The following is a 13516-nucleotide window of genomic DNA, read 5'->3' on the forward strand; positions in this document are numbered from 1 at the left end:
CCCGTGGAGGCCAAAAGACTCCCAGGAAACTTCCAGGTTTGATCTTGAGGCAAACCCTACCCGTAGCGCACCGTCCCCGGGGGGCCGAACTAGATTGCAACTCGTGACCGAAAACGAGGACGTCCTAGTAAGTGTCCGCAACGGCGTCGGCATCCTCACGCTGAACCGGCCCAAGGCGATCAACTCGCTCAACGATGCGATGGTCGCCGGCATGTCCGAGGCGCTGCACGCCTGGGAGGACGACGAGGCAGTTCATACCGTGCTGCTGACCGGTTCCGGCGAACGCGGCCTGTGCGCGGGCGGCGACGTGGTGGCGCTCTATCACAGCGCCCGGGAGGGCGGCGCCGACGCACGCCGGTTCTGGTACGACGAATACCTGCTCAATGCCTACATCGGCAGCTATCCCAAGCCATACGTGGCCTTGATGGACGGCATCGTGATGGGCGGCGGCGTTGGCGTCGCGTCCCATGGCAGCGTCCGCATCGCCACCGACACCACGAAGATGGCGATGCCCGAGGTCGGCATCGGCTTCATCCCCGACGTCGGTGGCACCTATCTCCTGTCACGGGCTCCCGGTGCGCTGGGATTGCACGCCGCGCTCACCGGTGCACCGTTCTCCGGGGCCGACGCGATCGCCATGGGTTTCGCCGATCACTACGTGCCCCATGACAAGCTGGCCGCCTTCGCCGAGTCCGTCATCGCCGACGGCATCCAGAACGCCCTGGCCACCTACGCCATCGAACCGCCCGCCAGCCCACTGCTGGAACAGCGCGGCTGGATCGACGAGTGCTACGCCGGAGACACCGTGGCCGACATCCTCGCCGCGCTGGGCGGCCATGACGCACCCGCCGCCCGCGATGCCGCGAAGCTCATCGCCACCCGCTCCCCCATCGCCCTGGCCGTCACGCTGGAAGCGGTGCGCCGGGCGGCCAAGCTGGAGACACTGGAGGACGTGCTGCGCCAGGAATACCGGACCTCGTGCGCGTCGGTGAAATCCCATGATTTCGTCGAGGGCATCCGGGCCCAGCTCGTCGACAAAGACCGCAACCCGCAGTGGTCCCCCGCCTCGATCGCAGCGGTCACCCCCGCCGATGTCGAGGCGTACTTCGTTCCGGCAGACCCCGACCTGACCTTCCAGGAGGAGAACAAATGAGTGAGTTCGAGACCATCCTCGTGACCCGCGTCGAGCGGGTCGCCACCATCACGCTGAACCGGCCCAAGGCGCTCAACGCGCTCAACACCCAGGTCATGACCGAAGTGACCACCGCCGCAGCCGAACTCGACCGTGACCCGAGCGTCGGCGCCATCATCGTCACCGGCAACGAGAAGGCCTTCGCCGCCGGGGCCGACATCAAGGAGATGGCCGAGCTGTCGTTCGCCGACGTGTACTCGGCCGACTTCTTCGAGCTGTGGTCGAAGTTCGCCGCCACCCGCACCCCGACCATCGCCGCGGTCGCCGGGTACGCGCTGGGCGGCGGCTGCGAGCTGGCGATGATGTGCGACATCCTGATCGCCGCGGATTCGGCCAAGTTCGGTCAGCCCGAGATCAAGCTGGGTGTACTGCCGGGCATGGGCGGTTCGCAGCGGCTGACGCGGGCGATCGGCAAGGCCAAGGCGATGGATCTGATCCTCACCGGCCGCACCATCGACGCCGTGGAAGCCGAGCGCGCCGGCCTGGTTTCGCGCCTGGTGCCCGCGGATTCACTGATCGACGAGGCACTTGCCGTGGCCGAGACCATCGCCGGGATGTCGCTGTCGGCATCCCGGATGGCCAAGGAAGCGGTCAACCGCGCCTTCGAGTCCACCCTGGCCGAGGGATTGCTCTACGAGCGCAGGCTGTTCCACTCGGCGTTCGCCACTGCCGATCAGAAGGAAGGCATGGCGGCGTTCTCGGAGAAGCGCGCCGCAAACTTCACCCATCGCTAAAGTCGACGGGTGACCGAGACCGCCGAACCCGAGGCCGACGCACCCGAAGTCCAGTCAGGTGACGCAGACAAACCTGTCTGGTGGGCGCGTCATTACACGTTCTTCGGGACGGCGCTCGGTCTGGTCTTCGTCTGGTTCTCGCTGACGCCGTCGCTGCTGCCCCGCGGCCCGCTGTTCCAGGGCCTGGTCAGCGGCGCGGCGGGTGCGACCGGTTATGGGCTGGGCGTGTTCGGGGTGTGGCTGGTGCGCTACATGCGTTCGGCGGAAACCAGTCCGCGGGCACCGAAGTGGGCCTGGCTGTCCCTGCTGGCCGTCGGCATCGTCGGCCAGGTCCTGATGATCGTCTACTTCCACGTCTGGCAGGACGAGATCCGCGACTTCATGGGTGTGCCCCGGCTGAAGTTCTGGGATCACCCGTTGACGGCGGTGCTGTCGATCGTGGTGTTGTTCGCATTCGTCGAGCTGGGCCAGCTGATCGGCAGGCTGGTGCGGTTCCTGGATCGCAAGCTGGATCGCTTTCTGCCGCCACGGGTTTCGGCCGTTGTGGTGGTGGCGTTGCTGCTGGCGCTCAGCATCGCGTTGCTGAACGGTGTGGTGGTCCGGGTGGCGATGGACACCATCAACCGGACATTCGCGGCCGTCAACGACGAGAACGATCCCGACTTCCCCGCCCCGATGTCACCCCTACGCTCAGGCGGCCCGCAGTCGCTTGCCAGCTGGGAATCGCTGGGCCATCAGGGTCGAGTTTTCGTCTCGGCCGGCCCTACCGTGCAACAACTTTCGCGGTTCAGCGGCAAACCAGCGGTCGAACCGATCCGGGCCTACGCCGGCCTGCATTCCGCTGACGGCATCAAGGCCACGGCGGCGTTGGCCGCCGAGGAACTACAGCGCACCGGCGGCCTGAACCGCGCAGTGATCGCAGTGGCCACCACGACGGGCACAGGCTGGATCAACGAGGCCGAGGCCTCGGCGCTGGAGTACATGTACAACGGCAACACCGCGATCGTCTCGATGCAGTACTCGTTCCTGCCGAGCTGGCTGTCGTTCCTGGTCGACCAGGAGAACGCGCGCCAGGCCGGACAGGCGCTGTTCGAGGCCGTCGACGCGTTGGTCCGTGCGATGCCCGAGGACAAGCGGCCCAAGCTGGTGGTGTTCGGGGAAAGCCTGGGATCGTTCGGCGGCGAGGCACCGTTCCTGTCGCTGAACAATCTGGTCGCCCGCACCGACGGCGCGCTGTTCTCGGGCCCGACGTTCAAGAACACCATCTGGACGACGCTGACCCGCGATCGCGACGCCGGTTCACCAGAGTGGCTGCCCATCTACGACAACGGTGAGAACGTCCGATTCGTCGCGAAAGACGAGAATCTGAACCGGCCCGACGCGCCTTGGTCCCACCCCCGCGCGGTGTATCTGCAGCACGCGTCCGACCCGATCTCCTGGTGGACGCCCGACCTGCTGTTCGCCAAGCCGGACTGGCTGCGGGAACCCCGTGGGTATGACGTGTCCCGCCGCATGGAGTGGATTCCGGTGGTGACGTTCCTTCAGGTGTCAGCCGACATGGCAGTGGCCGTGGACGTTCCCGACGGGCACGGCCACGTCTATGTGCAGAACGTGGCCGATGCGTGGGCCGCGGTGCTGCAGCCGCCGGGGTGGACACCGGAGATGACCGCAAAGCTGCGCCCGATGCTGAGCAGCAACGAGAACGCCTGAGCGCCGGCGGCGGTTTACACCTGGCCGGCGGCGACCAACGCGTGATAGCCGCCGACGACATCGGTGGACCGGTGCAGACCGAGGTCGACCAGCGAGGCGGCGGCCAGGCTTGAGGTGTACCCCTCCGAGCACAGGATCACCCAGTAGACGTCGTCGTCGACGGCCTGCGGGATCCGCGCGTCACTGGTGGGATCGCAGCGCCACTCCAGCACGTTGCGTTCGATGACCAGTGCACCGGGCACCGACCCTTCGGCGGCACGCTGGGCGGCGGGGCGGATGTCGACCAGCACGGCACCGGAATTCAGCGCCTCGGGCAGCTCTGACGCGGACAGCCGGTGCAGCCGGGTGCGGGCCTGCTCCAGCACGGTGTCGATGCGGCTCATCGCTATCCCTCCGGCGCGTCGGTGAGTTCGGTGCGGTTGCGGCGCAAGGTGTTCTGCGGTGTCACCTCGTAATAGGACATCGCGGTCAACGGCGGCGAGTACGCATGAACGCTCAGCGTCGGACCCGAGATGGCCGCAGGCGCATGCACCACGTCATGCACCCACCCCAAAGGGAATGCCGCCTGGTCGCCTGCCGTGAAGCGTCGCTTCCGTAAAAGCTCGCCGTCCCAACGAGTTTCGCGCAGTGCGCCGGACACCACGGTCAGCGCACCCAAGGATCCGCCGTGGTCGTGCAGTTCGGTCGACTTGTCGGGCACCCAGCTGATCAGCCAGACCTCGATCTCGTCGTCACCGGACAACCGCGTGTACCAGCGGTCATCCTTGGGCAGTCTCCGCAACAGCCGGTCGTAGCGGCCGGACAGCACTTCGTCGGCGGCATGGTCGGTGGCGTGCAGCAGGTCGGGCAATCGCAGCCGCGTGGGCGCGGAGACAGCAGGAACGGGCGCGAGCGTGGACAGCATGAAGGGAACTCCAAGGATGGCGGCGGAACAGGGCAGACGGGCGCGCTAGCAAGCCCGACAACACTCCTGGAATCCGGTCCCTTCCGTCACGGCCGCCAGTGTTGCATAGATTGGCGGCATGCGCCGTTACACGTGGACCACCCGCCTGACCGCCGGAGCCGCCGCAGCGGCCGGCCTGAGCCTGCTGATCGGATGCTCGACGGACGCTGGCAAGGACCAGTCCGGGGCATCCACGGCACCTTCCCCACAGGCGACGACGACCGCCGAGGCGGCGACGCCGACGGCCAAGCCCGGTGAGGTTGCGACGTCGCCCGGCGGGGTCACGACGGCCGTCGGCGCCGACGCGCAGTCCACCGAGGAGGAGTACTTCCAGGCCTGTCATGCCGCGAAGCTCTGGATGCAGGCCAAGGGCGGGGATCTCAAGGCGCAGATCGAGCCGTATCTGGCGAGCGTGCAGGCCCCCGATGCGGCACCGGGGCCGGGCACGTACAACGTGGCGTGGGGCCAGCTCGAGCCGGGGCGTCAGGCTGCGGTCATCGTCGCCGCGCGGGCAGCGGCCGACGAGCTCTGCAGCTAGTTCGAATCACGCTGCGGCGAATCCCCCGATTTACCGGTCTGAGCGGCCACCCAGGCGCGGCCCCGCTCGACGGCCACGTCGAGGGCGCCGAAGATCCGATCCGACGCCGGCACGACACCGTCGTCGCCCAGCAGGTCATCGAGTCCACCGCGCCGCAGCACCTCCGCGGTGCCGGGGTTGACCCCGGAGATGATCAACCGGCCGTTGTTGGCCGTCAGCTGGCCGGCCCATCGGCGCAGCGCCTTGATCGTCACCGACGACGGCACGTCGGGCAGCGCCCGCAGGCTGAGCACCACGACGGCATTGGTGGTGCCGTCGGCGCGCGGCCATGTCTCGTCGATCCGGGCCACCTCGGCGAACAGTCCCACCCCGGCGTAGTGCAGCACGGTGACGTCGTTGCTGGTGCACCGCTCGGGCACGGGAGCCTGCTGCCAGCCGCCGTCCGGTGCCGGTGTCAGCGCGACCAGTTGCGCGGTCTCGGCCACCTTGGCGCAGTAGAGGACCAGCGAGGTGATCACGCCGATGACGATCGCGGTGTGCAGCGGTAGTTGCGTGGTGGCGGCGAAGGTGACCAGCATCGCCACCGCCGACAACGGCGCGACCCGCAGCACCAGCTTGATGTCGGGCAACCGGCCGACGATGAGTTCGGCTCCGATCACCAGGATCAGCCCGCCGATCACGGGCATCGGGATGATCTCCGCGGCCGAGCCGGCGACGAGCACCAGCAGGGCAAGCCAGATCCCGGCGAAGATGCCTGCCCACCGGGTCTGGGCACCCGCCGACGTCGCCACCCCGGTGCGTGACAGCGAGCCACCGGCCGGCAGCGCACCGAACAGTCCGCCCGCCACATTCGCCGCGCCCTGCGCCAGGAAGTCTCCGTTCATGTTGGTGCGGCTGCCGTCCGGGTTCGGTACGGCGGCAGAGATTCCCGCGGCCTGAGCCAGCGCGACGAGTGCCACGGCCACGCCGCCGACGATCAGCTCGGGCATCGCCGCGAAATTCGGAACCGTCACCGGCGGAAGCGCATTCGCGATCGACGCGATGTCGCCGACGGTTTCGACGTCGATCCCCAACGCCGCGGTCGCCGAAGTAACCACGACGAGCGCCAGCAGCGTCGCGAACGATTCGAGCGGCTTGATGAAGTGGAACACCGCCCACACCGCGACCGTGCCCAGCGCCACCGCGACGGCGGCCGGATGCCACAGTCCGATGTGCGCCAGCGAGTCGATGAACTTGCCAATGGTGTTGCCGCTCTGCGGTTTGTAACCGGTGGCGTCGCCGAGGACGCCGGCCACGATCTGCAGGGCGATCCCGGTGGAGAAGCCGGTCATCACGGCGTTGGAGACGAAGTTCATGATCGAGCCGAACCGCAGCAGACCGAACAGCAGCATCACTGCGCCGACGACGAGGGCCAGCGCGGCCACGTTGGCCGGATCCTGCGGATCCAGCCCGGCCTCCTTGAGCACGCTGCGCGACGTCAGCGCGATCGCACTCGTCAACGTCGTCACCATCAGTACCGTGCGGGCGAACAGTGACCCGATGATGCCGGGCATGATGCCGGCGTAGATGCCGGTGACGGGGTTGAACCCGCCGATGCTGGCGTAGGCCATGCCCTCGGGTATGGAGAACAGACCCGTGACCAGTCCTGCGATGACATCACGGGGCTTGGGACGGCCCAGTTTCCGAGCGAATGTTGGCGCACCCACGGGCCAACCCTGTCACGAACAAGGCCGTCTGCGGCGGTACTTCACCGGTTGCACCACAATGGACGTATGCGTGTTGCTCTGGCCCTCGGCAGTGGTGGAGCTCGCGGCTACGCGCACATCGGGGTGATCAACGAGCTGCAGGACCGTGGCTACGAGGTCGTCGGCGTGTCCGGGTCATCGATGGGCGCGCTGGTCGGCGGTCTGCACGCAGCGGGCAAGCTCGACGAGTTCGCCGACTGGGCACGAACTTTGACTCAGCGGGCGGTGTTGCGGCTGCTGGACCCGTCGATCACGGCGGCCGGGATTCTGCGCGCCGAGAAGATTCTCGACGCGGTCCGCGACATCATCGGCGACGCCACGATCGAAGGACTGCCGATCCCCTACACCGCGGTCGCGACCGACCTGATCGCCGGTAAATCGGTGTGGCTGCAACGCGGCCCGCTGGATTCCGCGATCCGGGCGTCGATCGCCATCCCCGGAGTGATCGCGCCACACGTGCTCAACGGCCGGCTGCTCGGCGACGGCGGCATCCTCGACCCGCTGCCCATGGCGCCGATCGCCGCGGTCAACGCTGACCTCACCATCGCGGTCAGCCTGTCCGGCGGCGATCCGGGCACCGCGCCCACCCCCGAGGACCCGGAACGGCGCCCCACCACCGAATGGCTCAACCGCATGATGCGCAGCACCTCGGCCGTGCTGGACACGGCGTCGGTGCGGGCCATGCTGGACCGGCCCACCGCCCGGGCCGTGCTGAGCCGGTTCGGGGCGTCGATCCCGCCCGAGGACAGTTCCGAACCGGTCGACGACGAGGGCGCCGACGGTCCGGTCGACGATCCCGACGCACCCGAGGTACCCGAGCCGGCCGATGTGCCGAAGCTGGGCAGCTTCGAGGTGATGAACCGCACCATCGACATCGCCCAGGCCGCGCTGGCTCGGCACACACTCGCCGCCTATCCGCCCGACCTGCTGATCGAGGTACCGCGCACGGCATGCCGGAGCCTGGAATTCCACCGCGCCGCAGAGGTCATCGAGGTGGGGCGGGAGCTGACCGCCCGGGCGCTCGACGGCTGAATCAGCCCTTCAGGAAAGCGGCGACCTCAGCGGCGACCCGCCGGCCCTGAGCACGCCCGGCGTGCGCCGACGGCACCCGGCAGTCCGGGTCGAGCGGGTTCTCGCCGAAGGCCGCCAGGGCCTCGTCGTCGGCGAAGATCCCCAGCGATCGTCCGTCGAAGCCATCGACCTCCTGCGCTGCGCCGCTGCCGAACGGCGATGGTGCCGAGCGGCCCTGCGGCACCAGCGCCACCACGGTGTCGCAATCGGCCGCCAGTGCCATGTTGACCGTGCTGCCGATGCCGCCGTCCATGAACCGGCGGCCACCGATCGTCACGACCGGCCACACCGCGGGCACCGCACAACTGGCGGTGACGGCGTCGACCAGCGATACCCCGGCGTCGCGGTCCAGCGTCACCAGCTCGCCGGTGTCGATGTCGACGGCCGAGATCCGCAGCACCCGGTCCGGCCAGTCATGCGATGGCAGCCGCGCTTCGATGACCTTGCGCCGGACTGCCGGGTCGACCGTGGCGGTGTCGAGCGCCACGGCACCGATCTGCTGCAGCTTCTGCGCCTTGGTGGTGTTGGGCGTCAGGACGGCTTTCACGAACAGGTCGGTGACGGTGTCGATGCTTATCGCGGGATCCAGCTCGGCCGATTCGGCACCGATCTGGCGCTCGAACAGCTCCGCCAGAGGCGCGCCGCTGCCGAGCTGCGCGGACACTGTCGAACCTGCCGACGTGCCCACCAGCACATCGACGGCGAGCAGCGCATCGGCGGCTTCGGGAGATTCGTCGGCGATGCCCTGCAGGATGCCGGTCTCCCAGGCGATCCCTGCGATACCGCCACCGGCGAGCACCAGTGCACGTTTGGAAGTCACGAAGGTCGAGTGTGCCAGGGCCCCGAATGTCACAGCTAAGCGTGCTGCGACGCCGCCGCCTGCGCGGACAGGTCGTCGCGGTGCAGGAGGTGGCGAGGCGGCTCCGGAAACGCGACCCGGGTGTCGATCCGCAGATCCGCGTCGACGTGCACCAATTCGCCGGGGGCGATGAGCCGCCAGTCCTCGCCGTCCATCTGCTCGCTGGCGAACAGCACCGACGGCTGCGACGTCAGGTGCTCGGATTCGGCCCGGATCCGGGCGCTGCGCAGGCGCAGGCGCCGCTGATCGGGGTGCCTGCGGTCGAGCACATACAGCTCGTGGGTGTCCGGGTAGCGCAGGGCCCACATGTCGGTGGCGGTGCTGAGCAGGAGATTGACGGCGTAGATCGGCACGTTGCCGGCCAGCCAGCCGATGGCGTCGACAATGGCTGCGCCGACGTCGCCGCCATGTGCCCGGACGGCCGCGGTGATGAGGGCGAAGACACGCTCGGAGTCGGTCTGGCCCCCGACGAGGTCCGCCACCCCGAGTTCGCGGATCCGCTCGTCGAGCGCGCCCAGACCTTCGACGACACCGTTGTGCGCGAAGATCCGGTCATCCTGGAGAAAGGGATGGGTGTTCGCCACATCGAGCGCCCCGGTCGAGGCGTAGCGGACGTGCGCGACGAAGGTCGTCGCGGTGACATCGTGTGCCTCCGTGGCGAATTCGGAATCCTGCCATGCTGCCACGGGTTCCTTGTGCAGCACGGCGACGCCGTCGGCACCGAACACGCCCAGGCCGGTGCCATCGGGGTTACGCCTGCTCTGCTCGGCGAGATTGTCGGGCGCATCCAGCAGCCAGAAGGTCGCCGGTACCAGCCGGCGACCGGCGTGCAGACCGAACAATCGGCACATGACCTCAGCCCACCCGATGAAGTGCCATGATTTCCGATAGTAGCCGGGCGAGAGAAGGAGCCACCATGACATCCGACCTCGGGCCTACCATGCGGGCGGAGCGCTTCTACGCCGACACCAAACGAGTTGTGGTGGAGGATGTTCCGATTCCCGAGCCAGGCCCGGGCGAGGTTCTGGTGAAGGTGGCGTTCTGCGGGATCTGTCATTCCGATCTGAGCCTGATCAACGGGACCTTCCCGGCGCAGGCCCCGGTGGTCACGCAGGGCCATGAGGCGTCAGGCACCATTGCCAGGCTCGGCCCGGACGTCACGGGCTGGGCCGAAGGCGACCGTGTCATCGTCGCCGCCGGCCGGCCCTGCATGGAATGCCCCAATTGCGGTCGCGGCGATATCGCCAACTGCATGCGAATCCGGTTGATGGCCTTCGCCTATGACGGGGCGTGGGCCGAATACACGCTGGCTCAGGCGGTCGGGCTCACGCGCGTGCCGGACAACGTGCCGTTGGAGCAGGCCGCGATCCTCGCCGATGCGGTGTCGACCCCGTACGGAGCGGTGGTGCGCACCGGCAAGGTCGGTATCGGCGAGTCGGTCGGCGTGTGGGGCCTGGGTGGGGTCGGCACCCACATCGCACAGCTGGCCCGGCTGGTGGGGGCGGTGCCGGTGGTGGCCGTCGACATCAAACCCGAGGTGCTGGAGCGGGCCCTGGAACTCGGCGCCGACTATGCGTTCGACGCAGGCGACGAGCGGCTCGGCGAGAAGATCGCCGAGGTCACCGGGGGCCGCGGGTTGGACGTGGCGTTCGACGCGGTGGGCCTCAAGTCGACGTTCGAGCAGGCGCTGGGTCAGCTGACGGTCGGCGGGCGGTTGGTCGCGGTCGGGATGAGTGCCCAGGAACCCACGATCGGACCGACGTCGATGTTCGGCCTGACCCAGAAGCAGGTGCTGGGTCACCTGGGATACCAGAACGTCGACATCTCCACCTTGGCGACGCTGGTGTCTCTGGGCAGGCTGGACCTGTCCCGTTCGATCAGCGAGATCGTGTCCCTGGAGGACATCGCACTGGGCATCGACAAGCTGGAGCGCCAGGAGGGCAATCCGATCCGAATCCTGGTGCGACCCTGAGCGTTACCGCAGTTTTGGAGCGGCCTTACCGCTGATCAGCGGCAGGTCGGGGTAGGTCACCACACCGGGTGCCGCGGCGCAGACCGCGGGGACCGAGTTGACGCAGTGCGCCGCGGTGGCGACGACGCCAGACTCCGGGCCCTCCTCACCGGCCTCGGACTGGAAGCCCTTGATGATGACGGTGAAGTCCGGGTTACCGCGGACCTCCATCTCGTAACGCTGCCCGGCGGGGCCGAAAGTCCATGCGGGGTCGAGGTTTTCCTCGCCCATCAGCCAGTTCACCGTGACCCGCACGACGGGTTCGCCGTCGACGAGGGCCTCCCAGTGGAACTTGCGGCCGGCGACCTGGCCGGGTTCGATCACGCCGATCGGCGAGTCGATGGGCGCGGTGGCCACGGCGATCTCCTGGGTGGCGCGGATCCGCGGGTCGATCTTGAATCCGACGTGATCGACGACCATCTTGACGGCCTGGATGAAACCGCCGTCGAGCATCTTCTGCATCGGTCCGCTCAGCGCGGTGTCGGGGGTGCCGCCGAAGCCCATGACATGGCGCACAACGTCGGGTGCGTCATAGGTGCGCAGGTCGGAAAATTCCTCGGCGCGAACAAAGTTCACCCCGGTGGCCATCGCGGAGAGCACCAGCGGGAACTTCTCGCTGATCCCGCCGGGCGCGATGCCGGTGCCGTGCAGCGTGGCGTTGCCTTCCAGCGCGGCGGCCCGCATCGGCGCGGCCTGCTTCTCGCTCGGGTACAACCAGCCGACGGGGGTGATCACGTTCTTGCCCGAGCGCAGCAACGCCGCGACCTCGTCGGGGTTGGGGATGAGCGGCGAGTAGATCACCGCGTCGGCGTCCAGCGCCAGGATCTCTTCAGCACTGTTGGTGGCGGTGACACCGAGCGGTTCGGCACCGATGATCTCGCCGACGTCTTTGCCGTTCTTGGCGTCCGAGTGCACCCAGCAGCCGACCAGCTCCAGGTCAGGATGTTCGAGCACACCGTTGATCGCGGCCACGCCGACCCCACCGGTTGCCCATTGCACGACGCGTAACGCCACAGACCCTCCTCGGCAGAACTAGAACACGTTCTACTTCAGGTCTACACCACCGTCGTCGTCAGCGGAAGTACGATCGATCAGTTGGCCTGACCTGTTTCACAAGCCGGGTCGCAGACCAAAGTGGTACGGGTCGCATCGAGCACGGGCGCGATCAGCGTGAACTCGCTGTAGTCGTCCTCACCCTCGGGGGACCCACGAAGAATCCCGACGGCGGCGACCTCGTCATTCCCGAGCTTCACATACGCCGGCGAACCCGAATCGCCCTCGGCGGAGTAGACGTCCGCCTGCACTCGCGTGCCGGTCACCACTTCGACCTTTCCGCACGTCTCACCGGAGACAAAGCCGAACTTGCAGAGGGTCACGTTGTTGTTCAACAGATAGTGATGATCGAGAACCTTGGTCACCCTGTACACGCCCGCGATCCGCGCGTTCGGCGAGACATCTTCTGCCAGATCAGGATCGACGGCGATCACCGCGAAGTCCGCCCAATCATCCTTACCGGTCTGCACGACCTTGCTCGGTTCGGCCCCGGTCTGACTGGTTGTGAACTCTCCCAATTCGACGTGGGTGTCCGGATCAGTTGCTCGGGTGAAGTACGGGCGATCACCGAATCCCTCTTTGCGACAGTGGCCGGCGGTGAACGCGATCGCGGTATCGGTCGCATCGCGGCCGAGAAACGCCAACGTGCACTCGTGGGAGTCGACTTCATCGGTGGTGGCATCGACGCTGTCGGTGGCAATTGCGGTGCCCGGCACGAAGTCGTCGAAGGACAGCCAGTCGTTGTTCGTCCCGGTAGCGACTGGAGTCATGTTGGGCTGATCTGCCGGCACCGTCGGATTGGGCCACAAGATCAGGACCACGAACGCCACCACGATGACGACGACGAGCCCCACAACGGTCAACAGGATGCGGCGAAACGCCCGGCGGGGCGGATTGACCGGTGCCGCCGGTGGATAAGCCGTGGACCCATCCGGATCGAAAACGTCGCTCATGCCAGGCCGACCAAGCAGAGATCGGCTCCGGCGATGTCTCTCGTTGTCATATCGACTCCCGTTGGATGGATCAACGGTCGTCACCGTATCCCACGAACCGGTTCGGGACTGAGTTGCTGAGGAGCAATTTCGGCGTTGCCTCGGCGAACTCTTCATCCGCCGAGCACGTCCCCGAAATGCCTAGACTGCGGCGATTGCCGATGCCTTCGGTATCGAAATGTACTGATATCCAACGTGTAAGAGATGGACCGTCCCCGCACCGGCCGTTTATTGAAACCCTGTGAATTTTCTGGAAGCATCTTGTACGTTCGCCAGGTACTGTCCACTCGGTTTGCTCGGGACGGTCCCGACCTCGAGTGGGAGGAAATCTCTGTGCTGAAGAGGATTGCTGTCGCCGGCGCATTGGCAATGGGCGCCGCGTTGGCCAACACGACAGGCGTCGCCCACGCCGACGACATACTGGTGGTGGGTTACGACGGCGTGGAGGAGTTCTACTACACCGAAGCGGAGTGCCGAGAAGACGGGCCGACCGTTCATCTGCAGATCAACGACCACTCATACCCGTACTGGTACTGCCGGATCGGTGATGACCGCGGTGACACCGAGCACTGGTACCTCTGGAATTCCGACAATCCCAACTAGTTCGGTGCGGGCGCGGCCGAGGGGTCCGCGGCCGGAACACCGACGAGGCGGCGCCGCAGCGCGGG

At 67.3% G+C, this 13516-nt stretch carries 14 protein-coding genes; 7 read left to right on the forward strand and 7 right to left on the reverse strand.

What is annotated here, in order from left to right; all coding sequences use genetic code 11:
• Nucleotides 1-103: 103 nt before the first annotated feature.
• From EH231_RS14100 to EH231_RS14110, 3 genes are read left to right on the forward strand one after another with little or no spacing between them, the layout of a single operon-like run.
• On the forward strand, nucleotides 104-1153 hold the full coding sequence (locus tag EH231_RS14100) for an enoyl-CoA hydratase/isomerase family protein (RefSeq protein ID WP_090427809.1): 1050 nt from the start codon (nucleotides 104-106) through the stop codon (nucleotides 1151-1153).
• Entirely contained in the window at nucleotides 1150-1926 is a 777-nt protein-coding gene (locus tag EH231_RS14105) for an enoyl-CoA hydratase (protein ID WP_090427805.1), read from the forward strand. Before EH231_RS14100 ends, EH231_RS14105 begins: the two co-directional genes overlap by 4 nt.
• Before the next feature lie 9 nt (nucleotides 1927-1935).
• Entirely contained in the window at nucleotides 1936-3636 is a 1701-nt protein-coding gene (locus tag EH231_RS14110) for an alpha/beta hydrolase (RefSeq protein ID WP_090427803.1), read from the forward strand.
• A 14-nt stretch (nucleotides 3637-3650) separates the two neighbouring features.
• On the opposite strand, the gene EH231_RS14115 is transcribed toward EH231_RS14110, so the two are convergent.
• Both EH231_RS14115 and EH231_RS14120 read right to left on the reverse strand, forming a co-directional pair.
• Entirely contained in the window at nucleotides 3651-4019 is a 369-nt protein-coding gene (locus tag EH231_RS14115) for a rhodanese-like domain-containing protein (RefSeq protein WP_090427800.1), read from the reverse strand.
• A 2-nt stretch (nucleotides 4020-4021) separates the two neighbouring features.
• Nucleotides 4022-4540, reverse strand: coding sequence for a cysteine dioxygenase (locus EH231_RS14120; RefSeq protein ID WP_090427796.1), 519 nt, complete (start codon nucleotides 4538-4540; stop codon nucleotides 4022-4024).
• 118 nt (nucleotides 4541-4658) lie between these two features.
• Here EH231_RS14120 and lpqV point away from each other — a divergent pair, with 118 nt between their 5' ends.
• Complete coding sequence (gene lpqV / locus EH231_RS14125) at nucleotides 4659-5117, forward strand: lipoprotein LpqV (protein WP_090427793.1); 459 nt, start codon at nucleotides 4659-4661, stop codon at nucleotides 5115-5117.
• Here lpqV and EH231_RS14130 read toward each other — a convergent pair.
• Nucleotides 5114-6823: a SulP family inorganic anion transporter gene (locus EH231_RS14130; protein WP_090427790.1), complete on the reverse strand. Its 1710-nt coding sequence runs from the start codon at nucleotides 6821-6823 to the stop codon at nucleotides 5114-5116. The genes lpqV and EH231_RS14130 overlap by 4 nt on opposite strands.
• Nucleotides 6824-6889: 66 nt before the next feature.
• Here EH231_RS14130 and EH231_RS14135 point away from each other — a divergent pair, with 66 nt between their 5' ends.
• Complete coding sequence (locus EH231_RS14135; protein ID WP_170856299.1) at nucleotides 6890-7894, forward strand: patatin-like phospholipase family protein; 1005 nt, start codon at nucleotides 6890-6892, stop codon at nucleotides 7892-7894.
• 1 nt (nucleotide 7895) lies between these two features.
• Here EH231_RS14135 and EH231_RS14140 read toward each other — a convergent pair whose 3' ends face one another.
• Entirely contained in the window at nucleotides 7896-8753 is an 858-nt protein-coding gene (locus EH231_RS14140) for a patatin-like phospholipase family protein (protein WP_090428916.1), read from the reverse strand.
• A 35-nt stretch (nucleotides 8754-8788) separates the two neighbouring features.
• Entirely contained in the window at nucleotides 8789-9643 is an 855-nt protein-coding gene (locus tag EH231_RS14145) for a class II glutamine amidotransferase (protein ID WP_124712596.1), read from the reverse strand.
• Between the two features lie 65 nt (nucleotides 9644-9708).
• Between EH231_RS14145 and EH231_RS14150 the strand changes: the two genes are divergently transcribed.
• Entirely contained in the window at nucleotides 9709-10764 is a 1056-nt protein-coding gene (locus tag EH231_RS14150; protein WP_090427783.1) for a zinc-binding dehydrogenase, read from the forward strand.
• A 3-nt stretch (nucleotides 10765-10767) separates the two neighbouring features.
• Here the strand turns inward: EH231_RS14150 and EH231_RS14155 are convergent, their stop codons facing one another.
• Together EH231_RS14155 and EH231_RS14160 are read right to left on the reverse strand one after the other, a co-directional pair.
• On the reverse strand, nucleotides 10768-11817 hold the full coding sequence (locus EH231_RS14155) for an NAD(P)H-dependent amine dehydrogenase family protein (RefSeq protein ID WP_090427781.1): 1050 nt from the start codon (nucleotides 11815-11817) through the stop codon (nucleotides 10768-10770).
• A gap of 77 nt (nucleotides 11818-11894) precedes the next feature.
• Complete coding sequence (locus tag EH231_RS14160) at nucleotides 11895-12809, reverse strand: trypsin-like serine protease (RefSeq protein ID WP_124712597.1); 915 nt, start codon at nucleotides 12807-12809, stop codon at nucleotides 11895-11897.
• A gap of 372 nt (nucleotides 12810-13181) precedes the next feature.
• Between EH231_RS14160 and EH231_RS14165 the strand changes: the two genes are divergently transcribed.
• The gene (locus EH231_RS14165) at nucleotides 13182-13451 is read left to right on the forward strand and encodes a hypothetical protein (RefSeq protein WP_090428913.1); all 270 of its coding nucleotides are present in this window, start codon (nucleotides 13182-13184) and stop codon (nucleotides 13449-13451) included.
• The last annotated feature ends 65 nt before the right edge of the window (nucleotides 13452-13516 follow it).

This window comes from Mycolicibacterium nivoides (genome assembly GCF_003855255.1).
Classification (GTDB): Bacteria; Actinomycetota; Actinomycetes; order Mycobacteriales; family Mycobacteriaceae; genus Mycobacterium; species Mycobacterium nivoides.